Origin of the sequence: Aestuariirhabdus sp. LZHN29 (assembly GCF_049985285.1) — a bacterium.
In the GTDB taxonomy this organism is placed as follows: domain Bacteria; phylum Pseudomonadota; class Gammaproteobacteria; order Pseudomonadales; family Aestuariirhabdaceae; genus Aestuariirhabdus.
On the sequence record NZ_JBNIEU010000002.1, the window covers coordinates 1,206,090 to 1,231,000 of the forward strand.

At 52.8% G+C, this 24,911-nt stretch carries 19 protein-coding genes and 1 tRNA gene; 5 read left to right on the top strand and 15 right to left on the bottom strand.

The window, feature by feature from the left end; genetic code table 11:
• Window positions 1–11: 11 nt before the first annotated feature.
• From ACP3PW_RS12325 to ACP3PW_RS12340, 4 genes are all read right to left on the bottom strand, one after another.
• Window positions 12–3,296 carry a hypothetical protein gene (locus ACP3PW_RS12325; protein ID WP_426416997.1) on the bottom strand — a complete coding sequence of 1,095 codons (3,285 nt, stop codon included), beginning with the start codon at window positions 3,294–3,296 and terminating at the stop codon, window positions 12–14.
• Window positions 3,293–4,108: a hypothetical protein gene (locus tag ACP3PW_RS12330; RefSeq protein WP_426416998.1), complete on the bottom strand. Its 816-nt coding sequence runs from the start codon at window positions 4,106–4,108 to the stop codon at window positions 3,293–3,295. Before ACP3PW_RS12330 ends, ACP3PW_RS12325 begins: the two co-directional genes overlap by 4 nt.
• Before the next feature lie 509 nt (window positions 4,109–4,617).
• Window positions 4,618–5,823, bottom strand: coding sequence for a hypothetical protein (locus ACP3PW_RS12335; protein WP_426416999.1), 1,206 nt, complete (start codon window positions 5,821–5,823; stop codon window positions 4,618–4,620).
• Window positions 5,820–6,788 (bottom strand): hypothetical protein, encoded by a 969-nt coding sequence (locus ACP3PW_RS12340; RefSeq protein ID WP_426417000.1) that lies wholly within the window; start codon window positions 6,786–6,788, stop codon window positions 5,820–5,822. The genes ACP3PW_RS12335 and ACP3PW_RS12340 overlap by 4 nt, the downstream gene beginning before the upstream one ends.
• Before the next feature lie 327 nt (window positions 6,789–7,115).
• On the opposite strand from ACP3PW_RS12340, the gene ACP3PW_RS12345 reads away from it, so the two are divergent.
• A complete protein-coding gene (locus ACP3PW_RS12345; protein ID WP_426417001.1) occupies window positions 7,116–7,922 on the top strand; it encodes a S1 family peptidase in 807 nt (268 codons plus the stop codon).
• Between the two features lie 26 nt (window positions 7,923–7,948).
• Here ACP3PW_RS12345 and ACP3PW_RS12350 read toward each other — a convergent pair whose 3' ends face one another.
• Window positions 7,949–8,218 (bottom strand): hypothetical protein, encoded by a 270-nt coding sequence (locus ACP3PW_RS12350; protein WP_426417002.1) that lies wholly within the window; start codon window positions 8,216–8,218, stop codon window positions 7,949–7,951.
• A 213-nt stretch (window positions 8,219–8,431) separates the two neighbouring features.
• Between ACP3PW_RS12350 and ACP3PW_RS12355 the strand changes: the two genes are divergently transcribed.
• On the top strand, window positions 8,432–8,764 hold the full coding sequence (locus ACP3PW_RS12355) for a hypothetical protein (protein ID WP_426417003.1): 333 nt from the start codon (window positions 8,432–8,434) through the stop codon (window positions 8,762–8,764).
• A gap of 11 nt (window positions 8,765–8,775) precedes the next feature.
• On the opposite strand, the gene ACP3PW_RS12360 is transcribed toward ACP3PW_RS12355, so the two are convergent.
• Window positions 8,776–10,245, bottom strand: a complete 1,470-nt coding sequence (locus ACP3PW_RS12360) for a lipopolysaccharide biosynthesis protein (RefSeq protein ID WP_426417004.1) — start codon at window positions 10,243–10,245, stop codon at window positions 8,776–8,778.
• A gap of 42 nt (window positions 10,246–10,287) precedes the next feature.
• Window positions 10,288–11,691 (bottom strand): TIGR03013 family XrtA/PEP-CTERM system glycosyltransferase, encoded by a 1,404-nt coding sequence (locus ACP3PW_RS12365; RefSeq protein ID WP_426417005.1) that lies wholly within the window; start codon window positions 11,689–11,691, stop codon window positions 10,288–10,290.
• Window positions 11,692–12,157: 466 nt separating this feature from the next.
• Here ACP3PW_RS12365 and ACP3PW_RS12370 point away from each other — a divergent pair, with 466 nt between their 5' ends.
• Window positions 12,158–13,816: a hypothetical protein gene (locus ACP3PW_RS12370; protein ID WP_426417006.1), complete on the top strand. Its 1,659-nt coding sequence runs from the start codon at window positions 12,158–12,160 to the stop codon at window positions 13,814–13,816.
• Here ACP3PW_RS12370 and ACP3PW_RS12375 read toward each other — a convergent pair.
• The 8 genes from ACP3PW_RS12375 to ACP3PW_RS12410 all read right to left on the bottom strand — a co-directional run bounded on the left by ACP3PW_RS12375 (window position 13,748) and on the right by ACP3PW_RS12410 (window position 23,943).
• Window positions 13,748–14,626, bottom strand: coding sequence for a DMT family transporter (locus ACP3PW_RS12375; protein ID WP_426417007.1), 879 nt, complete (start codon window positions 14,624–14,626; stop codon window positions 13,748–13,750). The two genes, ACP3PW_RS12370 and ACP3PW_RS12375, sit on opposite strands and share 69 nt — an antisense overlap.
• A gap of 87 nt (window positions 14,627–14,713) precedes the next feature.
• Entirely contained in the window at window positions 14,714–15,538 is an 825-nt protein-coding gene (locus ACP3PW_RS12380) for an SDR family oxidoreductase (RefSeq protein ID WP_426417008.1), read from the bottom strand.
• Window positions 15,539–15,581: 43 nt separating this feature from the next.
• Window positions 15,582–17,570: an acetyl/propionyl/methylcrotonyl-CoA carboxylase subunit alpha gene (locus ACP3PW_RS12385; RefSeq protein ID WP_426417009.1), complete on the bottom strand. Its 1,989-nt coding sequence runs from the start codon at window positions 17,568–17,570 to the stop codon at window positions 15,582–15,584.
• A 40-nt stretch (window positions 17,571–17,610) separates the two neighbouring features.
• Window positions 17,611–18,423, bottom strand: a complete 813-nt coding sequence (locus ACP3PW_RS12390) for an enoyl-CoA hydratase/isomerase family protein (RefSeq protein WP_426417010.1) — start codon at window positions 18,421–18,423, stop codon at window positions 17,611–17,613.
• Between the two features lie 2 nt (window positions 18,424–18,425).
• A complete protein-coding gene (locus ACP3PW_RS12395) occupies window positions 18,426–19,586 on the bottom strand; it encodes an acyl-CoA dehydrogenase family protein (protein ID WP_426417011.1) in 1,161 nt (386 codons plus the stop codon).
• A 35-nt stretch (window positions 19,587–19,621) separates the two neighbouring features.
• Window positions 19,622–21,238, bottom strand: a complete 1,617-nt coding sequence (locus tag ACP3PW_RS12400) for an acyl-CoA carboxylase subunit beta (protein WP_426417012.1) — start codon at window positions 21,236–21,238, stop codon at window positions 19,622–19,624.
• A gap of 21 nt (window positions 21,239–21,259) precedes the next feature.
• Window positions 21,260–22,129, bottom strand: coding sequence for an SDR family oxidoreductase (locus ACP3PW_RS12405; RefSeq protein ID WP_426417013.1), 870 nt, complete (start codon window positions 22,127–22,129; stop codon window positions 21,260–21,262).
• On the bottom strand, window positions 22,126–23,943 hold the full coding sequence (locus ACP3PW_RS12410) for an acyclic terpene utilization AtuA family protein (RefSeq protein WP_426417014.1): 1,818 nt from the start codon (window positions 23,941–23,943) through the stop codon (window positions 22,126–22,128). The genes ACP3PW_RS12405 and ACP3PW_RS12410 overlap by 4 nt, the downstream gene beginning before the upstream one ends.
• 121 nt (window positions 23,944–24,064) lie before the next feature.
• On the opposite strand from ACP3PW_RS12410, the gene ACP3PW_RS12415 reads away from it, so the two are divergent.
• Together ACP3PW_RS12415 and ACP3PW_RS12420 are read left to right on the top strand one after the other, a co-directional pair.
• On the top strand, window positions 24,065–24,700 hold the full coding sequence (locus ACP3PW_RS12415) for a TetR/AcrR family transcriptional regulator (protein ID WP_426417015.1): 636 nt from the start codon (window positions 24,065–24,067) through the stop codon (window positions 24,698–24,700).
• Between the two features lie 134 nt (window positions 24,701–24,834).
• A tRNA-Val gene (locus tag ACP3PW_RS12420) sits at window positions 24,835–24,910 on the top strand.
• The last annotated feature ends 1 nt before the right edge of the window (window position 24,911 follow it).

The window sequence follows — 24,911 nt, forward strand, 5'->3', positions numbered from 1 at the left end:
ATGCACTGTTTCTATTTAAGATCAAATTTCACGACATTGGAAATGGAACTCAGGTTTTGATCCTCATCCCAGCTTTTTATAGCGATGTAGTAAGTACCCGGGGGGAGCTTCGATAAGGGTAATTTCCTATCAATCCCAAACCAGGCGTGTGGCAGTAGTTCCGTCAGCCTGAAGTGCTCGGGAGTTCCGGCAGGGGATGGAGAGGGCTCTCCAAACACATGCTCAGCCATCCAGAAAGCATCGAGCAACTGCCAGTTTGGATCATGCAGAGGCCCTCTATCTGACTCCTTATTGATGGACCCTTTGCCGAGGCGCAACTTCAGCTTCCTTTTCCCCTCTGATTGCCGTTTTATAGCCTCCTCGGCTTGAGAGATCGCCTTGTCCCTGCTGGTTACTCGGTCTGGATAATTATTGGCTGCATACTCCACAATCGGCCTATTGCTCAGTTTGACAAAGTAGCGCTTCGCATGGCCGCTCGGCCCGTCGTCTGCCGGGCTTAGCCAACGTAAATCGACACCCTTTTCCCTGGAGGTTTGAATGATCTCCAAATTATTTATCGTTTCAGGTGGTTTCTCAGACGCTTTGGATATACCCGCAGAGCGTTGCCAGTTAAGTACCTGTGTGAACCAGGAGCGAATCCACCGGGTTTTAGTTTTCTCTGCGATTACCTTGTAACGTTTAAGAAGGTTAGGGTCTCCAGAATAGTGATACAGGAGTGGGAGCGCCTGCAGGTAGCGGTCATGCCAGATAGGTTTGAAGGGGGGGGACGCCGTACCATAACGACTATGAGGCATAGACACGGTTTCGTTGAAAAGGCCCAGTTCCGGAAAAAATAACGTGTGATTGGCGAAATAGTCGGTTTGAGCCCAAAGTGCATCAAGGATACGTTCGTCCTGGTATGTCTTGTAAGCTTCATGGAATGCCAGTGGAGCTTGTGCTTCCATCCAGGTTTTTGCTTTGGAACTATAAAGTTTGGAACTCAGCGGGGAGAATAGTTCTGGCAAGGTCAAGTTGCTGGCGGCCTCCGGAGGTGCCTCAAGGGTTGCGATGGGCTTGTCTTTCCAGTTGCTGAATTGGCCGTGACGAAGACGAATCAGCTTAAGCGCGCGGCGAATTTGCCAGCGCGCGAAATAGTCCATCACCGGGTTGCCGGTCGCATGGAACCCTGCAAGGTTGGTGTAAAGCATCCAGTTGTAGATTCGTGAGTAGTGGGCCCGCCGTAACGCGTTACGGTCCCGTTCGAAAAGCTGGGTATCATCGAGTGATAGCGGTACGCCATTAAATAGTTTCAGGGCCTGAAAATTCAGCCCCCAGTTGACGAACCCGTTGATGGTTTCCAAGGCCCAAGGTGAGCCTGTGAGGTAATACCATTCAAACATTCTGAACAGTGCATAATGTTCGATATCCGGGAGCCACTTATAGTAGTTAAGGTAGCTTTGGCCTTCGGGTATTTGCTCGCTGTCCCTAGTGCTTGCCCAAAGGTAGATCTCTTTGGCACCAAATCCTGCAACCTGGTTCCACTTTTCAAGCTGCTCTTGAAGGTTTGCAAACGGGCGCTGGTTGCTCCAGTGCAAGGGTGGCAGGCGATAGTTCAAGCCGGGGTTGTGATTAATACTCCAGCGGCTTCTCGCTTCTTCCCGTTCGATGCTTTCGCCACTTCGCTCCTGTAAAGGGGATAGCCAGCTTGAGCTAAGGCTCCTGTGGTGCCCCCCGGAATTATAGCTTCTTTCCTTGCCAAATTTGCGGTGTCCACCAAGGTCGGGCAACCAGTGTCGGCTCGAACGCTTAGGCAGGGAATAGCCCTCGGAGGCGATCTCCTGGTACCAGGCACCGGTGTCCTGATACCAACTGACTGGGGCCATGGCTCTGGGTGGAAATTGGAAGCTCTGGGCGATGGACTCCAGCGAGGAGGCTGTTGCGCGGCCCGGAAATACTGCGAGCATCAGATCATGGTAATTCCTTTCTCCTATATCCAGTTGGTACCAGCCTCCCTTGTTGCTGGCTTCGGAGCTGTTTTCCTTTTGTTCCAAACGAGCATTGAATTCCACTGTCAGCTGCCCGTTTGATAATGATATTTTTTGCGGGGATTTTTGCCATAGGTCGGCCAGACTGACCATAAGGCTACCGCCTTCACCCGACAGCGCCAGATAGCGCGCAGTTTGGTTTTCAGTAGCACCTGCTTGTTTGGGAGCCAACAGTTGACCGGGAGACGAGAAGTATCGGCCTGATTTTTTATAGTTCAAGGGAGCCCGCTGCCCGACCCAGGTTGTTTGATCGAACGCAGCCTTACGCGATTCCAAACGCTGGGACTTGTGATCTGCTAGCCCATAGAGGACCGTATCCGGCTCGGTCAATGCGAGTTGGGTTTGCCAGGCGTTCATACTGTAAGGGAGTACCCAAAAAGGCTGGTTCGGGTTGCTGTTTTCCACACTGTGTTCGATACGCACGCGATTACTGTCACGGTAAAGATGTATACGGGTTTGGCTCTGGTAAAACCCGTGTTCAAGTGGTGGGCCATCGAGGGGAACAAACTTACCTCGAATCAATAGCACCGCTCGCTGACTGCCGTTCATCTCCAATGAGATGTTTTTTTCGCTGTAGTCACTGATAAACTGTCGCTGCTGAATACCAGTGGCTACGCGTTTCTTGCTCGATCTCCACCCATGGGTGTTCCACGCGCTTCCTTTTTGGTGCTGGGAGTAGGGCGCGGGGTAAGACTCTATCAGCAACCCGTCTCCTGACCGGGACTGAAGTATCGGGGTTTCTCCGGCATCGAGACGGCTAAATAGTCGGTTGGATTTAAGGTCTATATCAAGCGAGATCTTGCCGTTACTGATACGCCAGTAATCAACATTTTTTTGAATGGATAGAAAGGGTTGAGTATCTGCCGCGGGGCGGTTCGTTAACCAAAATTTTCGTTTTTGATCAGGTTTTAAACTTGCTTGAAAATCAAGTAATACCCACTTGAGGGAATTATCCCGTGCCCAATACCGGCTTAGGACAGTGATCTGGCAAGGCACTTCATTACCGGCCTCATCCTCTAATCGAAGCTGTGCGGGGTCTTGAAGCAACCCAAAAGGGAGAGGGATGCCACTGGTGACAGGCGTCTTTAGATGCTCTGTTGAACCTCGATCCCAGACCTCCAGAGCTACCCTGAAATGCTCTCCATCCCACTGATATTCAGGATTCCCCTTAACCAGATCTGCCCATGTTTTGGTGGGGGCGAGGGTGAATAGCAATGGCGCCACCACCAGGGTCAGGGTTACCAATAGCCGGCAGCATCCAGGCTTGCTCATTTATTCTCCCCCTCTTTCCAGTGACAAAGTTCTATTTGAATACCTCCCTCAGGCAATGCATGTTCAAACGCAACCACTCTATCGCTTCCTTGTGTCACCACAGCAGGATGCCGCATCGGGTTATCAGATCGGCGTAAAAACAACGATTCGCCCGGTGCAGAGAGGCCCTTGAAAGATGATGTAATGAGGTCGTAGCGCACTCTTCCCTGGCGCTCCCTTTGCTGGGCTATAGCAACAGCAATAACCCACGGAGAAGGGGTTCCAGCCTCCGCAGTGGATACGCCAATAGAGCCGTACAGCGAGAGGTTTTCGTTGAATAGCGAAAACATAGTGCCGGAGTCCCAGCCAGAGTGACTCCGTTTTTTCTTGTTGGCCAGGGTATAGGTGGTTTTGCTTTCAGGGCTAAACCGTATGCCCGGTGACATTTTTTTGCCACGCCCGGCGATACTGGCGCCCGTAAACAGGCAGATATCTGCTCGATAGCAAAGGAAGCTTGAGTTGGTTCTGGCCAATATCGGGCTCGGTGGACGAAGCTGCCACGCAAGAGACCATCCGGAATTCGATGGTTCAATTTCCGCGAACCACCAACTGATACGCCTGCTTTTTTCTGGAGCCCACTGGCTCTTATCCTCCCAGTTTATCCAAAGCTTCCCTCCCAGGGACTGTAGTGAAATATTCTGTCCTCGTTGCGGAGTCAATGAGGTGTGATCATCAGACGCGGGGTTGTAACCCCAGCCTGGGTTGTAGGTGCTGACCTGCCCTTTGTCTGGTACCAGATAGCCCTCATGTTTTACTGCACCATCGGCCGTCAACGTGACGACGTAGGGGCGATAGAACCCGTCGATATAGCTAGCCCAGGTGACTGCAAACCCCTCTTCAAAAGCAATTACGTTGGGTTGGGTCTGATTCAACGGGGCTGAGGTTAGGGTCCAGCGACGGTCAATGTGAACACCGCCTTCTACCCGTACGAGTGCTGCTTCGATATCCCAACCTGTCGTTTGTCGGTATTGTTGCCATACAAGCAGGTGCCGCCGGTTGTGAGCGATTTTTGGGTTGGTGCTTACAGCGGTGGGATCACTGACCGTTTTCGTTGACCGGCCAATCCACTGATGGGTTGAGGATATTGCGTTTAACCTGATCTGCGGAGCAGGGTGATTCGGATGGGGTATTCCGCTGGCCCATGCAATCAGATAGTGATTACCTGCCGCAGAAATTGCGGGCAAAATTTGTTGGGGTAGTGGGGCGTCGGGCTGCGGTGAATGGGGTAGGGCAAAGCACTCGAGCGCAGTGAGTTGCAGTGCCAGTAATCCGACGACGATGCTCACCGTTGGGCCCGATAGAGCTTGAAGGTATGGGTTTTATTCAGACCTTTACCTGCAATAAACTGGCTCATTCCAACCCAGGGTACCAAGCCCGCGTAGAGGTTGCCCTCCCAATCCCGCCCGTACAATGGGGAAACCATCATGACGCTGAGATTCCCTTTGGGTTTGAGTTGACCCTTTGCTTGCGGGAGAAAAACAGCGGCCCCTCGCGCCTTGTTGGGGTGGAGGCTGGAATATCCCCAGCGACCATTTTGCATCAGGGTCTGGGTCTCCTCGCCTTTGGTTGTTGGAATTCTGCGGATATCGTACTCATCTCCGCCGCAGACGTAGACTGCACTGCCACCGGGCTCTACTGTCAGCGAGTTAGGGGTATCAAAATAGACCGCCATGGGGTCCCCGTCTCCAATGTGATGGGGCTTGGGGTGGCTTGCAACAATGCCCGCAAAATGATGGAGCTTGCCCTTGTCGTCAACTTTGATAACAACATCGGGAGTGCGAGAGACGAAGTAACTGTTTCCATGCCTGTCGGCATCCCCCATCATAGGCTGAAGTTGAGCCTGGGTTTTACCCGGCATGGTGATGCTGGAGGGCCAAAAGCCTAGCCAGGAGGCCGTTTTCTCAAGTGGATTTACCGCCCAGGCGCCCAGACGCGTGGCGATGATCAAGCGCTGCTTGCCAGGAGAGGCGATGCTGAAAAGATTCCCAAGGTTAAGGCTTTCAGCGCTAACAGTTTTTCCTGTTGTTGCGGACTGACGCGTGCCACCACCGGCAACCGTATCGACGAGCCAGAGTGCTCCCGATTTATATAACCGGCGCACCCGCCCGTTACCCGTATCACCGATAAACACTTGCGTGTTGTGGGCACAGGCAAGGTTGTGGCTTTTATAAAATACACTGACCCCCATACGGAAGCGTGCATTGTTAGCATTACCGTCGATCAACCCTTCGAAACCGTCTCCGGCTATGGGCCAGCGTTGTCCTGTTGCGTCGATGCGGTCAATCCTCTGTCCACTGGCAAGAAACAGGCTACCGTCTTCGGTGCCGCACAGGTGATGGAGTGCGCTGCCCGACTGAACTGCGTCGCCAAAATCAGGCCCACCACTGATCGCCCCGACAAATGGAGCTACCTGCCACTGCTCATTGGCCAGGGCTAAATGTGCGTGCAATGCCGTAACGGTTAGTATCAACAAGAGCTTCCAGTTCATGGTGACCCTTTTTCGCTTCTGCTCTTGTTTATGCCTAGACGCTTCAGGTCAAGTTTGAGCTGCCATACCTTGATTGTCGTGGTGCCTGTCAGCAGAAAAAAGCTGTCTCTCTTTTTGCTGTAGACCATTGAGTAGTTCATACCAAGGGGAGGAAGGTTTCCGTTGGGTAATTTCGAATAACGATTACTCTTCACGTCGTATACAAAGGTAAAGGCGCGCTTGGGCTTGATTGGCTTTCGGTATCCGGAGGGTTGCTTTACAAAGGCGGTATCATCTGGCGATAGTAGAAAAACGCCATCCAGGCTACTGAACGCTACCGGGAAATGTTGGTCTTCGGGAACTGCATCGCCTGATGGTTGCATAATCTCCCAGCGTGCTGGAGCATCATCAGTCGAAGGGTAATAGAGGTGGACACGGTTGCTGTTCCTGTGGTCACCGAAGACGGCAAAGAGTTGGTTGATCGAGTCGTACTCCATCACGTAATGGATCTCGTGTTTACTTCCCGGGCCACTCTTTACCCATGCCTCAGCGCGGGAGGGGAGCTTCCACATCCTCCATTTGTAAAGCATTACACTCTCCGCACTAAGGTCATAGGCCGAGGCCCCGGCGAATGCTTTCGGTTGTTTGGCGTGTTGGCCAAGAATTTTCCAGTTTCTATTTTCTACGTCATAGATCCAGGTTGCCCATTCGCCTTTGTTTGACATTTTTTTACGAACAGGATTGTGCTCGGGAAACGAGGTGACGACCAGGGCCCTTCTCACCGGGTCAAATACTATGTTGTCATAACTGTGCATCGCCCAGGGGCGCAAGGTACCGGCGTTACCCGCGATATGAACTCCAGCCTCCGATATGCGATAACTGGAAACGGCCGAAGGCGGGTAGTGTTGTATCCAGCGCCTGTTTTCTATATCAAATTGATAAACGCTGTTGTCGTGATCAAGGCCATGGGTGTCAGAGCCGAACATGTAGATTGAGTCGTATAGCGGGTCGAATGCGATCCCGGCGTGGTGATGCCGGCGCCATCCATCAGGGGTCGATTCGTAGTAGAGCTGCCAGCGATTAGTGCTATCGTTAGCTGTGAGTGGTGATATGTGGCATAGGAAAAGAGTAGCAATCGATAACAATGCTGGCAGTGAGGTTAGGGCGGGACAATAGGGGGTAAAGTGTCGAGCGCTCTCCATCTTTATTGACACCCGTTGACGAAACATCATTAGCATAGCAGTACGAAGATTGGTGACTTAGAACGTACAGCTATTAACAAGAGTCAGTGTATGCACGGGGAGGGATCACCAGTGAATCTGTTTAGGCGAAGACGTTGGCTCGGGTGGGTAGGTTGCGCGCTTTACCGGGGCAAAACATTTTTGATTCTGGCTCTGGGGCTTTGGGCAGGGACCCTCCCGGCTGAGGCGTTCGAGGAGGTTGTGCAGCGCGTTACGCCCTCGGTTGTCGGGGTTGGGAGCTATATGCGTACGCGCACGCCTGCTCCACTTCTGGTCGGAACAGGCTTCGTAGTGGGTGACGGCTACCATGTCATCACCAACGATCATGTCGTAACCCAAACGTTATCGGATGAGACAGGGGAGGAGCTTGTTGTATTTGTTGGTCGAGGCCAAAATGCTGAACGCCGTAAGGCCCGGGTTATCCGGCGGGATGCACAGCATGATCTGGCTCTCTTAAGAATATCAGGGACTGCTTTACCGGCTTTCAAGAGTGAGGCGCCGACCAGAGAGGTTCGGGAAGGGCGTTCGGTTGCGTTTACCGGGTTTCCTATCGGCGTGGTATTGGGGCTTTATCCGGTGACTCATAGAGGGTACGTATCCAGTATTGGTCCCGTTGCGATTCCGGCCGTTGATAGTTCACAGCTGGATATCAATATGATCAAGCGCTTACGCGATCCATTTCTGGTGTTTCAACTGGATGCTACTGCTTATCCGGGCAATAGTGGTAGCCCGCTATTTGACCCCGAAACGGGGGAGTTACTCGGCGTAATCAATAAAGTGTTTATTAAAGAGTCCAAGGAAAAGCTGCTGGAGCGTCCGAGTGGCATCACCTATGCGATACCTTCGCGTTATGTGAATGAGCTGTTGCAGGCCAGATAGCTTGAGTCCGCTTTGATGGGGGTAACCTAAAAGTGGCGCCGATCAAATTGCTCACGGCGGTCATAGATGACGGGGCGGCCATCGGCATCTATAAACGGATAATAGACAACAGAGGCGTTTCGTCTACGAATAAAGCTGGATCGCCGTTTAGCCTCGAGGGAAGAATCGAGAGCCTGGCTTACGCTCATTCCGTGCCCCCGTTGGTTATGACGTAAACTGCTTGAAAACAGAAGGATAGTGGCGAGTATCGCCCCAAGCAGCAGCATAGCACTGATTAAGTACAGATCTTCCGACATGGTTAATCTTCCCGGGTGGACTTGCCTCCCAATGTGCCGGCCGTACAGCATAGTGGCTGGAATTGAACCCTGCTCCTTCGTAACGCTAGCTCCTGGAGTAATCATTGAGCAAATACTATACCGAGCTGGATAAGTTTACGTTTATCAGTTGGTTAGCTATACCTAATATCCAGGCGTATCCTAGAATGTTAAAAATACTGACAGGAGTTGAAGATGGAGGGTTGGATTGGTGTTGATCTTGACGGAACCCTTGCCCACTACGATCACTGGCGCGGACCTGCCCACGTGGGTAAGCCCATCGAGCCGATGCTGCGGCGCGTAAAAGCCTGGATTCAACAGGGGGAAGATGTGCGTATATTTACCGCCCGGGCATCGGTCCCGGAGTATATCCCTCCCGTTAAACGTTGGTTGGCCGAGCAGGGGCTCGGAGACCTTATAGTCACCAATCAAAAAGATTTTGCTATGGTGCAATTATGGGATGATCGATGTGTGCAGGTTAAAAAAAACCAAGGAGAGCCGTTGATAAAAAGAGGCTTTTTCAGTTAATAGCGACCTGTTTATTGATTGTTTTTACGGCTCCAGAGCAGTGAGTCTTTGGCAAGCTGGAGCCAGCGCTGGCTCTCCTGGCGGAGCTCTGGAACGGGTGCCAGGAGTACAAGTAGCAGGTAGACTAGCGCGCCCCAAGTAGCGGTGCCTAGCAGGTAAAACCAACTCTGGTGGTCGATGATAAGGTAATCACTCAGGAGTAAAGCCGCGACCATGGCCAGGTTCATGATAAGAGCCGGAACCATTGACCGAGGAACGATGGAGAAAGAGCCTCCTAAGGTTCGGCATGCCAACCTCGACATCCTTAACGATAAATAGGCAAAGCTGGGAAGCATCGCCATTGCTACTCCAACGATGCCCCACTGTACCCCTATAAGCACTGCCACCAATTTTATAACCGTCGCCTGAAGTTGGATGGGTATCTCTTTCCCCAGCTGGTTTTGTGCCGCCACAACCGCTCCCGAATAGATCGAAACAGTACTGAGCATTGAAACAACGCAAAACACCTGTAGTGCAGGTACGCAAAACAGCCATTTCTCTCCATAGACGAGCAATACAAAAGGCTCTGCAATCCAGGCTAAGCCCACGTAAAAAGGCCAACTGATCGCTTGCATCATGATTAATGTTTTACGGAAAAGGTAGGTGGATTGATCCCTGTTGTCCTGAAGCGCCGACAGAGCACGGAACAGGGTTTTGTACGCCGAGGATACAACGATTTTAGTGGGCATCTCTGCAAGGCTGCTAGCCTTGTTCAATAAACCAACCTGGTGGGTTCCAAGCTGATAGCTCGTAATGAGATTTTCCAGCTGTTTGCGTGTGTAAATGACGATCTCAATAGACGCAAACTTCATCCCGAACCACCCGAGTTGAGTTGCAGTCTGGTGTTGGTAACGATACTTTGGGGTCCAGCGACTCAATCTGATCAGTACCACCGCCTGAAAAACAGCTCCGATCAATCCTCCGATAATCAGGCTCCAGGCCTGAAAGTTCTCCGTTGCGAGATAGATACTACAACTGGAACTTACTATCAGGGTGATCATGCGGACGACGGCAATTTCTCTTATTCGTTGGTCACGATTAAGAAGAGCCGATGGGATATTGGATAGCGGACGGATAAGAAAGGAGAGCGCGGAAACTCGCAGCATATCCCGGTACTCGGGATCGCTAAACCATTCGGAAAACGAGGGGGCTATAGCGTAGAAAGCCAGAAAGATGAGCAGGCAGATCATACTCTGCACCGTAAACACTATATTGGCGTCGTCGACCTCGAGCTTTTTAGCCTGGACCAACGCAATCCCCATCCCCCCAGCGGCGATAAGGCCTGCGGCCCCGGTGAACACCTGTATGGTAACCAACATGCCGAAGTCGGCAGGAGCGAGTAGCCGGGCCAGAACCACTCCTGAAACAAACATAAGTATATTTTGCCCGACATTACCTCCAAGCATCCATAAGGTGTTATGGCGGAGCTGTTGACTAAGCATCGGAAATTGAGCTGCTTCTAATGATGCGTGAAACAGGCATCGCTATCGTGCACCCTTGCCGAAAAGTATGACCTCTGCCGTTTGAATCAAAATCAGTATATCGAGAAAAAGGCTATGGTTTTTTAGGTAGTAGAGGTCGTATTTAAATTTTTGACGTGAATCATTCACTGTGGCGCCGTAGGGGTAGCAAAGTTGGGCCCAGCCTACAAGACCAGGCTTTATGCGATGGCGTTCGTCGTAATAGGGTATCTCCACCTTTAGTGTTTCAACAAACTCTGGACGCTCCGGACGGGGCCCTACGAAACTCATCTCCCCTTTTAGGACATTGACCAGCTGGGGTAGCTCATCAATACGGTATTTTCTTATAAATTTTCCGATTCGAGTTGTTCGAGGATCGTCTTCGGATGCCCACACCGCACCGTTTTTTTCAGCTTCCATGATCATGCTTCTAAATTTCAATAATTCAAAAGGTTTACCCCCTAAGCCGGTTCTTGTTTGTCGGTATAGAGCGGGGTATGCGATGCCGTCGACGAGTTTAATTGCCATCCAGGTAAGAATAAGAATGGGGGCACTGAGAAGCAGTAGGGATAATGCCGATAGAATATCGAACAGCCTGCGCGTTTCCAGCTGGTAAACGCCCGTATGGAATCCGTCGGAAAAAATTATCCATCCAGGGCTTAGCAGCTCTATTTCTATGGTTCCGGTCTCTCGTTCAAAAAAGCTGACCTCATCAATTACCTCGATACCCAACATTTTGCATTCAAGGAGTTCGTTGACCGGTAAAAACTGACGCCGGTCATCTACCGCAACGACAACCTCATCAATTTGGTGCGCAATGCAGAGCTTGCTTAGCGACAGATCGGTTTCAATGGCGCGATCCTTACAGATAAACTCTTCACCAGGAGTGGGTAGGTAACCGACGATTTTGAACCCTCGGCGGTCGGACTCTCGGCGGAATCGGCTGGCAATGAGATTGGCTCGTTGTCCCGCACCCAGGACGAGCACGCGTATGCGGAGCAGTTTTTCATCGACCAACTTTCCAAATACAAGTCGAGTCGCGGCGAGAAACAATAAGTTAATGGCAGCCGAAATAAAGAACACTCCCCGGCCGATAATAAGCTCGGGTACCAGATAATAAAATAGTGCCAATGTTATGTTGGCCAGGGTGAAGCTGATCAGCGTCCGCAGTATCAGTCCGCTGGAGCCTTCCCGCAATCGCGATTGATACATCCCCAGTGCGTACATACAGACGATGAAAGTTGCGCTCACCAGAACCGCGCGGTACGTCAGGGGGAGCAGATCCGGGTTATCCAGCTCCGGAGCCAGCGATTCGTAGCGTAGCCAGATCGCACAGAAAATACCGGTGAAAAAGAGCGCAGACTCCACGAGTCCGAGAATTAGGTAGGGCGTTTTTATATGGTGATTGAATATTCTTATGCTACTCACACTAAGTCCCTTTTCGGCGCCGCATTCCGTTTGCGATGGTCGGTTTCAGTATATAACACAGCGTTGAGGGCGCATCGCCCAAATATATCTATTAGCCATAAAAAATAAGTTCTATATGCATCGGTCTGTGTGTTTGGCGCTGCTCCGGGGGAGTAGTGGACCCCTTTGTGGGGCGGTTTCAGGCGCAAAGTCGCTGGTCACTCGTTCACCCTTCAGGCTTTTTTTCCAGGTCCCGTTTCTTTTAGACTAGTGTAGTAGTTGACCACTAATAGGTTTTTTGGCGAACGTTTTTTCTTTATGGCCGTTAACGCAGCTATATTAGATCAAACGAGGGTTGGCCATTTCAGATAGTTGCAGACAGATCTTTTGGGAGTCCTGCATTTGCCCAGCGCCCTAGCAACACAAAGGAGCTCCCTAAATTAACCCGACCGGCTCGGGGCACTATAGAGTCAACACTGGAGTTAGGATGGAGCTAAGCAGGATACTGGATGAGCGTATGCCTCCGCTGGGCTGGTTTCTACAGCGTCACGGTAGAAGCGCGAGTGTCACCTATGGCGCGGGTGTCGAGTGGATTAACGGGAGGCTGGTAGAGGGGGTATGGTCAGAGAGTTTTAGTGAGGGGCATCCTGAGCAAAGCCTGAATCTGTTCGGGAGTTGTGTGTGCTTTACGGGCAATACGATTTTGATCTGTGCCTGCACATCACCCCTGGAGCCTATCTATTTTTGTCAACAAAGCGGGGCTTTTTACGCATCCAACTCTCAGGTTCTTTTACTTGCAGGGTTAGGAAAAAGGCTTGTTCCTGGTTGCACTGAGTACGCTGCATTGAACCAGTTGCGTACACGGGGTCTGGAACAGGTTATCGTTCAGGTGCCGGTAAGTGGCGGAACAATAAATCGATTTATTCATCATAACCTTTTGATTAACGAGAGCGACTATGAGGTGGTTGAAAAGAAAAGGCCGAACGCTTTTCGCTCCTATACCCATTACAAGGAGTATCTCCAGGCGAGCCTGCATGGATGCATAGATAATGCCCGTTACCAATCAAGACATACCCGCTATGAGCTGGTGACGACCCAGTCCCGGGGCTACGATTCTACCGCGATCAACGCATTGCTAAATAAAAAGTATCCTTTAAGAGCGTTCACCTGTAGGGACTCTAAACCTATTGGTGAGGTTTATCGTTCGGGAAAAAAACGTGTAGGCCCAAGCGACGAGGGTTCGGAGATCGCTTCCCAGCTCGGCTTCGAATGTGAGGTGATTGAAAGGAGTGATTTCGAGAGATACCCGGAACTTGAAATTTTTATGAACGCGGCGGTACACAATAATGAAGATAGAAACGTGCTCCCCATTTTTGCCAAAGTAGACAAACCATCCGTGCTGTTGACCGGTAACGCGGGTGAGCTGTGGTACACCTGGCGCGGAATGGAGCATGCCCATTACGAGGGCGATGCGGATAACCTGCTGAAAAAGGGGGATCTCGGCGGCTTCGGTATGAGTGAAGTGAGGTTATGGCACAACATTGTCCATATAACGGTACCTCTGATTGGTGCGGTTCAGAGGCTTAGTGTTCATGACATTACAGAGTCTGAAGAGATGAGTCCCTGGCGACTCAATAATGACTACGATCGCCCCATTCCGCGCAGAATAGCCGAAGAGGCGGGAGTGAGCCGAGAAAACTTTGGGCAAAGTAAGATGGGGTCCGTAGTGATGATGCCTACTCCGGAACTTCCCCTTGATCCCGCTTATAGAAAAGCATTTCTGAAAGACCTGGTGGCTCGAAAACTTTTGCATCCATTGCAGCGTCCTTTTCTAGGTTGGGTGCAGCGCTACAACAACTGGATACTTTGGAATAATCCAAACCGCTATTTTAGTGACCACCGACGTTATCGCCTAATCTATTACTGCTCTCGTTTACTCGAAAAAGTTACAGGAAAACGCTATAGATTCAGGCCTGTTTTGGAGCATTTAACAGCAGAGCTCTATCGGTACTCCTGTAACGAGCTGGCAGCCCGGTATAGTTGGTTAGAGAAAAAGGTTGAGGATAACTCTTCTGCACTAGCGGTGGCCGACACGACCGATAAACACCCCCATGAGCACAACTCCGCCGGCGAGCAGTTGGGGTAGGGTGAATCGTTCCCCGAGTACCGCCATAGCGAGCAGTGCGGTGCACAGCGGAAGAAGGTTGATAAAACTTGTAGCAAGGGAGGCCGGCATCTGGCCCACGGCGTAGTTAAACAAACCGTAGGCACCGAGGGTGACGATAATGCCCAGATAAAGAATCGCCATCAAGGCGTCTGGTGCGATGGTTGTTGGCATCCCCTCAAGCAAGGCTAGAGGGAAAAAGAAGATGGCACCAATCAGTGCCTGTACCGCGGTTAGAAACAGGGGGCGGTAGCGGCTTGAAAGGTGCTTCAGGATCAGGGTATAACCGGCTGCACAAGCCATTGCCAACAGCTCAAGGAAATTTCCCAGTAACGGGTTTGGTGCCTGTTCGTCAGTTGGACTACTAAGGCTCAGCCAGAGGCTACCCGCGACAGCGATGAAGAATCCGATCAGGGAAAGGCGGGTTATTTTCTCCTTCAGGAAAAGATAAGCGCCCAATGCAACCAGCAAGGGAAGTGTTGCGGATATCATTCCGGCTTGGGCAGCACTGGTATTTATTAGAGCATAGGCCTCAAAAATAAAGTAAAGGCAGGGCTCAAAAGCGGCCATTGCGATCAGGTAGCGCCAGTCCCCTTTACGGTACTTGGGGCGCCCAAGCATTGGAAGCAGAAGAATAAAGCAGCAGGTTGCGGCTACCATGCGCGCGAAAATCACCACCATCGGTGTATAGCTTTCGAAGGCGATCTTTAAGGCGATAAAAGAGCTGCTCCACAGGAGTACGGCGCAGAGAAGGGCCAGAGTGGGTAATCGCAGGGAGTGGGGAGGGCTCAAAGCAGGTCCGGTCACGTGATTTTGGGGCGAGTATAACGGCAGTCAAGGCCCTGCACCAGAGACCACAGGATGCTGTTTGAGGACGCCCTACACAAATAGATCGGGCATTAGTTCCCCACCTTCGGGGTTATAGCGGTAGCAGTCGAAGTCGGTTACACCACGTTCGCGCAGCAGATCCTCATCAATAAGGTTGCGGCCTGTGATCTCAAGATTTTCGGTGCACAGGATCTCCCAGGCAGCGTCGGCCATGATGGCCGGGGTGCGGGCTCGGTCAAACGCCCTGCGGCCACCGAGTTCGAACTCTATGGCAGCGGTGGCAATAATGGTTTGTGGCCAGAGGGTATTTACCGCGATCCCCTTGCTGCGAAACTCCTCAGCCATTCCTATGCTTAGCATCGACATGCCGTATTTGGTAATAGTGTAGGGGGCGTGATTGCGAAACCAGCGTGGATCCAAATCCAGGGGCGGGGACAAACTCAGAATATGGGGGTTTTGGGATCTCTTGAGATAGGGCAACACGGCTTTGGCACAGACCAGTACCGCCCGTGAATTTACCTGGCTCATCAGATCAAAGCGTTTAACGTCCGTATTTTCGACATTGGTCAGGCGTATTGCTCCGGCATTATTGATCAGCGCGTCGATGCCACCGAATTTTTCCACGGCGTTGGCAGCCATAGTTTCGACCTGTTCGGGATGACGCACATCAACCTGCAGTGGTAATGCCTCTCCTCCAGCGGCTTCAATCTCCTCCGCGACGGTATATATGGTCCCCTCAAGGTGCTGGTGTGCAGTTGCTGATTTTGCGGCAATGACGATATTCGCTCCATCCCGTGCACAACGTAGTGCGATTTCACGCCCTATGCCTCGGCTTCCGCCGGTGATAACAATGGTTTTTCCTTTTAGGGACTGCATAACGGATAGGCTCCTGATCGGGTTTGGCATCTATTTGGGTTATTTAAAGTGGTGATAGTTCAATCAGCACCTGTCGGGATTTGACCTGGTCACCTCGCGCGCCGCGGATTGTTTCAACGATACCGTCGATACCCGCTTTGAGGGGATGCTCCATTTTCATCGCTTCTACAATGGCCAGCGACTGACCGCATTGAACCTGATCACCGATAGCCACCATGATGTCGCTTAGACTGCCGTCCATGGGAACCTTGACCTGGGTTTCGGCTCCCTCTTTTTGTTGGCGGTCCGCTTCGTGGGTTCGGTTTTCGTATCGGTAGTGGACGCCGTCGAGCTCAAATTCCAGTTTGTTATCCTGTTTATAAAAGGGGGCACGGCGCAAACGGCCGCCGCTAACGAATTCTACCTCTGCGGACTCTTTTACCGAATATTGGTCAATTCTGATCAGATCGTCGGCGGCTTGATCGGTCGAGTTTTTGTGCTCTATTACCATGACCGCACCCTGGTCTGAAGTGGTGCAATCGAGGCGGTATTCCAACCCGCCGGACGTTAACCTTAATCGACATTTGGCGTCGGCCGCGCTGTGCCAACAGTGGTTATTTGCGTACTGTCTGGGTTCAGATACAAAAAGGGCCGCCGCCAAAGCGTTGGCCAGCGCTGAGTGCGGGGCTAATGATAACGACGGATCGTCGCAGAAGTGGCTCCCTATAAATGCAGTCGTGGCATTTGCGGCTATAAACTGCGGGTGGCGAAGGATGTTTGTCAGGTACTCTTTGTTGGTTTTTACGCCCAACAGTGATGTTTTTTCCAGCGCTCTAATCAGTCGACGCCGCGCAATTTCCCGTGTCTCCCCCCAGCAGATAACCTTGGCTTGCAGGGAGTCATAAAAGGGCGAGATCTGGCTACCATTTTGCAGGTTGTGGTCGACGCGAACGCCCTCGAAATCAGCCGGGCTCCAGCGCGCCACGGTGCCCGTTTGAGGCAGGTACTGTTGTGCCGGGTCTTCGGCGTAGAGACGAACCTCTATTGCGTGGCCGTGGAGGTTGAGCGCATCTTGCTTGAACGGTAGGGGCATTCCCTCGGCAATCTGCAGCTGCCAGGCAACTAGATCGGTACCCGTTACCAACTCCGTTACGGGGTGCTCCACCTGAAGACGAGTGTTCATCTCAAGGAAGTAGAAGTTACGCTCAGCATCGACGAGAAATTCAACCGTTCCTGCGCCTACGTATTGGCAAGCCCTGGCCGCCTGCACCGCGGCATTGCCCATTAGCTGGCGTAACTCCGCGTCCACAAAGGGGGAGGGGGCTTCCTCCACAACCTTCTGATGACGCCTCTGGATAGAACAGTCGCGCTCGCCAAGGTGGATCACATCTCCACTGTGATCACCAAAAACCTGGATCTCGATGTGGCGAGGAGCAATAACGGCTCGCTCAAGAATCAGTTCATCGCAACCAAAGGCTGCTAGCGACTCGGATGCGGCCCGCTTGAGTGAATCCTCCAGCGCGGTAGGCTCAGTGACCAGGCGCATGCCTCGTCCACCGCCACCGGCAGAGGCTTTGATCATCAGGGGATAACCAATCTTACTGGCTTCGCTGCGGAGGGTTTCTATGGATTGGTCTTCCCCTTCGTAGCCGGGGATGGTGGGTACCCCTGCCTCGATCATGGCGATTTTTGATAGCCGTTTTGACCCCATGAGTTGAATAGCATCGGGGGATGGGCCGATAAAGATCAGACCAGCCTGTTCGCAGGCGCGGGCAAATGCACTGTTTTCCGACAGAAAACCGTAGCCTGGATGAATCGCATTCGCCCCCGTGATTTGTGCAGCCTGCATGATGTTATCAACGTTTAGGTAGGAGTCTTGAACCGGACCTGCGCCGATGCATACCGCTTCGTCTGCCAGTTGCACATGAAGGGAATCCCTATCGACATCGCTGTATACCGCAACGGTAGGGTAGCCCAATGCTTGCGCGGTACGTAACACACGAACGGCTATCTCTCCGCGGTTGGCGATCAATAGTTTTTCTATGGATGGCATCGAAAATCTCCTATCAGGTCCAACGTGCCGAATTAATGGATTATTGAGCCCAGCAGGGAGGGCGTTTTTGTATGAACGCCAGGGTACCTTCGCCGCCCTCGTCGCTGCGAATTGCCTGGGCAAACTTTGATGCGGCGTGATCCAGTAATGCTTCATGCTCCATTGTGTCGCTGGCCAGCAACAGGGATTTGGTAATGGCGTTGGCCTCGGGAGCGCAGCGTTTTACCTGTTTTATCATCGACTCCAGCAAGCCGGGAAGTTCGGAGGCGCTGGAGTGGTAATGGGTCAGTCCGAGGGCGAGTGACTCCTGGGCACCGAATCGGGAACCCAGCAGCATAAGGCGCCGGGCCTGGGTAAGGCCGATACGTTTAACGACGAAGGGCGCGATCTGGGCTGGCGGAATTCCGAGTCCCGTTTCCGGCAGGCCAAACTTGACACCGTCAACGGCTATGGCAACGTCGGAGACGCAGGCCAAACCAAATCCTCCTCCAAGTACCGCTCCCTCCAGCACCGCAATAACAACCTGGGGAAGTCGGTTGGCCCGGGTGATCATATGACCAAAAGCCCTGTTTAACTCATAGAAAGGGTCCCGCTCATCGGTGGCGGCGGTAGCTCTGGCTATGGCCATATCCTTGATGTCGCCGCCGGCACAAAAGTTTCCCTCGGCACCGCGTATCAAAAGCGCTCGAATGTCACGGCGTGGTTCAATCAAATCGAACAGACTGGCAAGTTCCTCCACCATCTGTAGGCTCATGGCATTGCGCGAGGATGGCCTTTGTAGCCAGAGATGCAAGCAATGACCCTCAAGCTCAACCTTGATAGTCTCATAACCGGGTAGCGGTAGAGGCTCCATGTTCAAGACCTCCTTTTTGCGGGCAGAATATTCATGTATTTGCAGATGATTCCAAGCATGATTTCGTCCGCGCCACCGCCGATGGAGGCAAGGCGTGAGTCACGGTACGAGCGCGATGCGACGTTGTCCCACATAAAGCCCATGCCCCCCCAGTACTGCAGGCAGGCGTCGGAAACTTCCCGCGCCAAACGGCCACCTTTGAGTTTGGCCATCGAGGCGAGCTTGGTAACATCCTTACCCTCTATGTAGGTTTCACAGGCCTGATAGGTGAGGGCACGCAACGCTTCTATCTCGGTTTGCAGTTCAGCCATACGGAAATGGATGACCTGGTTGTCGATCAAGGGCTGGCCGAAGGTGTGGCGTTCACGACAATAAGTAATGGTTTCGCCCACGACTCGTTCCAACGCTTTGAGGGTGTTTGCCGCTCCCCATAGACGCTCCTCCTGGAACTGGATCATCTGCATCATAAATCCTGCGCCCTCGCCACCAATACGATAGCGCTGCGGAACTCTCACATCATCAAAGAAAACCTGTGCGGTATCCGAAGAGCGCATTCCCAGCTTATTCAGGGGTTCTGAAAGCGTGATGCCCGGGGTATTGGCAGGCACAACGATCAACGATTTATTACTGTGAGGCTTACCTTCGCTGGTGTTCGCCAGCAGACAGAAGAAATCGGCCTGGGTTGAGGTGGTGATCCACATCTTGGAACCGTTGATAATGTAATCGTCTCCATCCTTCCTGGCGGCGGTTTTCATGCCGGCTACATCGGAGCCTGCACCGGTCTCTGATACCGCGATACTGGCCACCAGATCGCCGGCGATTGCTGGAGCGAGAAACTCCTGCTGCAATGACTTGTCCGCAAACCGGGCAAGGGCCGGAGTTGCCATGTTGGTCTGTACCCCGATAGCAAGTGGCACTCCACCGCAATGGGCCACCCCTAGCTCCTCTGCGGCCACCAGCTCATAGGAGTAATCGAGCCCCATGCCACCCACGCTTTCTGGTTTAGATATTCCTAACAGGCCTAGATCGCCCATCTTTTTGAAGAGTTCGTGGGCGGGGAATATACCCGCATTTTCCCACTCGTCGACGTAGGGGTTGACCTCTTTCTCGATAAAATTTCGGGTGGTGCGGCGAATCTCTTCGTGTTCCTGAGTGAATTTCATGATCAAACTCTCTTGTCAAAAAAGGGTGTCTTGGTCTAAAAGCGGGCAATGCCAAAGCTATTGGGTTGGAGTTCGCGTCGGTTTGCTTCGTCACAGGTCTGCAGCAAGAAACCAAGCAATCTGCGGGTATCACGGGGGTCGATCAAACCATCATCCCAAAGCCGGGCAGTGCCGAAAAGGGCGGTAGAGCTAGCATCCAGCTTTTGTGCGGTAACCTGTTCGATCATATCCAGCATTTTAGGGTCGGCTTCTTTGCCGAGCTTAGCGTGCTTTTGCTCGGTCACTATGCGCAAAACTTTTCCAGCCTGTGCCCCGCCCATAACGGCAGTACGACTATTGGGCCATGCGAATATAAACTGTGGGTCCAGTCCTCGACCGCACATGGCGTAGTTACCCGCACCGTAAGAGCCGCCAACAACAATGGTTATTTTGGGTACACGAGCATTGGCCACCGCCTGAATCATTTTTGAACCGTGCTTGATAATTCCGCTTCGTTCCGACTCGGTGCCCACCATAAATCCCGTGGTGTTATGGAAAAATAGAATCGGCGTGCGGCTCTGATCACAAAGCTGGATAAATTGGGCAGCCTTATTGGCGCCTTTAGCGGTAATGGGCGCATTGTTGCCAATGATGCCGCAGGACAACCCCTCTATTTTAAGATGCCCACAAACCGTTTGATTATCGAACAGGGGTTTGAAGTCGACAAACTCGGAACCATCGGCGATACGTGCGATTATTTCCCGTACATCGTAGGGCTGCTTCGGGTCCGTTGGCACGACCCCCAATAGTTCGGAGGGGGGGTAGAGTGGCTCGCTATAGGTCGCCGTTGCTTTGTAGGTAAGCTGTTCGTTCCAGGGAAGTTGTTGCAGGATCTCCCGGGCTATACGAAGTGCATCGGCATCGTCCTCCCCGAGGTACTCCGCGGTGCCGGCAATTTCTGCATGGAGTTCGGCGCCACCCAGCTCTTCGTCGCTAGCGATCTCGCCGGTGGCGGCCTTTAGGAGAGGGGGGCCTGCCAAAAACATTTTGGCGCGGTTGCGAACCACAATTACATAGTCAGAAAGGCCGGGTTGGTATGCCCCCCCTGCCGTGGAACTGCCGTGGACAACGGTGATTTGGGGTATCCCCGCAGCGGAGAGCCGTGCCTGATTGGCAAACCCGCGCGCACCTTCAACGAAGATATCTGCGGCATAGTTAAGGTTGGCACCGCCACTCTCCGCCATGGTGACAATGGGTAGTTTGTTTTCCTTGGCGATCTGTTGGAGTCGCAGGGATTTTTCCAGCCCGGAGGGGGAGATAGTCCCCCCCTTGATCGCGCTGTTGTTGGCGATAAGCAATGCGCGAATACCCGCGATAAAACCGATCCCCGCTATTATTCCGCCGCCGGCGAGGGAGCCGTCCTTATCGTCGTGCATTTTGTAGCCTGCAAGGGTCGATAACTCCAGGAAGGGTGAACCCGGGTCGAGAACTCTTTGAATGCGATCCCTGGGTAGCAGCTGGCCGCGATTTTCGAATTTTTCACGGGCCGCTTCAGCGGTCTCGATGACCTTTTGTTCGATAGCGCGAAAACCATCAATCGCGCTCTGCATCGCTTGACAGTTTTGCTCGAATTGCGCTGATGCCGTATCGATTTGTGATTGAAAAATAGCCATGGTGGGTTCCTGCTGGAGGCGTTAGTCTTTCTTCTGCAACACGTTGGGTGTTACGGCTCGGTGAAACCCATTGTAACTATGGGAGTTGCGTGCTTTGGGCAGGGGCCATACGCCTGAGCCCTGGGAGGCAGCCCCATCCACGCGAATGGTATCTCCGCTGATAAAACTGGCGCCTTCGCTGAGTAAAAAACAGATCAGGGAACTCACTTCGGCTTCGGTTGCCAGGCGCTTCAGTGGCACCTGTTCTACAAGGGTTGGAATCACCGCGCGGAAGGGGCCTTCGTAGGTATCCATACCGCTGGATGCGACCCAGCCAGGCGCGACGGCATTGACCCGAACACCGGCGCAGCCCCATTCGTATGCTGCGGTCTTGGTCAGGTTATCCATACCCGCTCGTGCTGCACCCGAGTGGGCCATGCCCGGCATTCCGCCCCAGTTGTCGGCGGTAATATTGACTATGGCACCGCCGTGTTTGGACATCGATTGGTTATAGACTTCCCGGGCAAACAGGAACCCACCGGTGAGGTTGGTGCGGACGACTGTCTCAAACCCCTTTTGGTTAATGGCCGCCATGGGTGCCGGGTACTGGCCGCCGGCGTTATTAACCAGTCCATGGAGCTGTCCACATTCGCTAATAATCGACTTCACGCAGGCGGTAACAGCATCCTCCTCGCGAATATCACAAACTCGATACTCCGCCTTGCCGCCATCTTCCATGATCTCTTGCTGAACCCTTCCCAGCTTGTCCAACTTACGCCCAATGAGATATACCCGAGCACCGAGGGCACTGAGCTCGTGGGCGGTGCAGCGGCCAATGCCGCTACCACCGCCGGTTACGATGATGTTGTGATCAGCAAATAGCTTGCTGTTGAAGATTGAGCGGTAGTTCATTGATGAACTCCTGTTGCTAGGAGGCTACTGGCAAGAGCTGAAGGGACTGGGATCTTAAGGTCCAGCAGCTGTTGGGCGAAGGCTTTTCCCTGAGGGTCGATGCGCAAGCTGGCGATCCCGCCACCGCCGAGGCTATTCTCCAGCAGAAAGTTTAACGCGTTAATTCCGGGCCACTCCCAGCGCATGACCTTGCCGTTGTCAGGGTCGAGCAGGTGGGCAAACTCCGCCGCGATGCGTTGCTCGGATAACCCGTTACGAATATAGGGCAAGTAGTCGGCTTTTCGAGCGATTACCCCGATGTTGCTGTGATTGCCTTTGTCGCCGCTACGCGCCCAGGCCAGATCGATCAGACGAACACTGTCATTGCAGGGCAACAAGCTATCGTCGTCAGTGGAGGCTGGTTCAGCAGAAGGTGCTATATAGGGGGTACCGGAGACTGAAATTCCAACCGGCGCCTTAAGGTTATCGAGTTCAAATGTCACCGGAACCCTGGATTTGTCGATCAAAAATGAAAAGAGTTTGATCACCGGTTGCACATTGGGCCGTCCACCGACCAGCCCGGTGAGTCCCGGCGCCATGCCTGTGGCTGCCTGGGCGATCTCCCTGGAAAAGAGGATTAAGGCATCTTTGAATGGGTGGGCGACGGATATTTTGAGCACCACCTCACGGGTATCGCAACGTTTTCCACGGGCGCCGTAGGTCGCCTCGGTTCCGAGCAGCTCCACCGATCGGGCACTAAAGTCACCTTTGTTGGCGTTGCCCAGCAGGGTCGACACCTTATTGAGGATCGCCTCTGCGACCCGACGTGCTTTTGCTGGGGCGTCAATCCCGCCGATAAGGCAGGTCGCTGTACACCGAAAGCCATCCATATAGGTAGCGGACACTTTGTAACTGTTGGTCGGGGGGCGTCCTTTTGCGCCAGAGACGGCGACTCGGTTATCCCCATCCTGTTTCAAGCGGATGTTTCGAAAGTCGCAAGTGACGTCGGGTAGATAGTAGCTGCCGGGGTCGCCGATCTCGTAGACAACCTGCTCGGCGACGGTGGCTACGCTGACCAGCCCGCCGGTGGCGTCCGCTTTGCCGACGACGAAGTTTCCGTCTTCATCGACCTCTACAAACGGGAAGCCAATGGTTTCGTAATCGGGTACGGTTTCCCAATCGGTAAAATTTCCCCCGCTGCATTGGGCACCGCATTCGATGATATGGCCGGCGAGACTGGCCTGGGCCAGCTTGTCGAAATCTTCATAGGACCAGCCAAATTCATGCACAAGGGCGCCGGTTACCACGGCACTGTCAACGCCACGACCCGTGATAACAATGTCGGCACCTGCGTCGAGTGCTGCGGTGATCGCTGCCGCACCCAGATAGGCATTGATACTGACCAATCCCCTGGGGAGCGAGGCGTTGGTATACATCTCCTGAACCCCTTCATCAGCCAACTGTTTGGCAAGGCTCATCAGGTTGTCGCCCTCGACGACGGCTACTTTTAAGGGCAGCCCCTGTTTTTCTATCTCCCCGCGTAGGGCTTGTGCGCAGCCTTGAGGGTTTATACCCCCCGCGTTGCTGATGACCCGTATTTTCGCGGTAACGAACTCCTCCAGTAACGGAGCAAGGGTAGTGATAAAGTCTGGAGCGTAGCCCATAGCCGGATTTTTCATCCGAGCCCCGGCCATGATCGACATGGTGACCTCGGCCAAATAGTCGAATACCAGATAATCCAGCTTGGCACCCTGCACAAGCTGGGCAGCAGCAGTCGAGGTATCACCCCAAAACGCGGATGCGCAACCGATTGTGGTCTTTTTCGTATTGTTCATCGATTTTCTATCCTAACTGGAGTAGCTTGATCCTACCAAGCAAGCGCTTGGTTTGTAAAGTGAGCCATTCAGGATATGATGAGCGCCTAAACGTTAACAGAACACAGGAGAAAGCTCCGCAATGAGCAATGAAGTGACGGATTTACCCGGTCTTGATGCTTTGTACGCGCGTTTTTCTACGATGGAGGTTGTGGACCCCGAGAGTGCCAAGGGGCGCTTGCTGAAGACGGCCGCCCACCTGTTTCATGTACGGGGGTTTGATCGCACGACGGTGCGGGATCTGGCCAGCGCCGTCGGTATTCAGTCGGGTAGCATTTTTCACCACTTCAAAAACAAGAATCAGATTCTTGAAGCGGTGATGCATGACACCATCGTATTCAATACACGTTTGATGTTGGAGGGGTTGCGCTCGGCCACGTCGGTTAGGGAGAAGCTACTGACATTGATTCTCTGTGAACTGGAGTCGATCAATGGTGTTACCGGTGAGGCGATGAATGTGCTGGTTTTCGAGTGGAGAAACCTGCCCGAAGATAAGCAAGCGGGCATTCTTGAACTCAGGGATACCTATGAAGGCCTATGGTTGAGCGTGATCCTGCAAGCTCGCGAGGAGGGGCTGGTATCGGGTGATCCCTTTGTTCTGCGACGATTGTTAACCGGAGCGTTGTCATGGACATCGACATGGTATCGTGAGGGGGGCACGCTTACCGTCAGGCAGCTTGCCGAACAAACGCTGCAAATGATAACCCATGATCGATAGCCCCAGTTTGAGCGTTTTGTAAGCACCAGGGGTATAGCGGGCCAGGATACTCCTGATGCTGCAGCGCACTTTTATAAAAACCAAGAAAATCATTGACTAACGCTGCGGGGTCAGTACAATTCGCTTCACTTTCCGGGTGGTTAGCTCAGCTGGGAGAGCGTCTGCCTTACAAGCAGAGGGTCGGCGGTTCGATCCCGTCACCACCCACCAA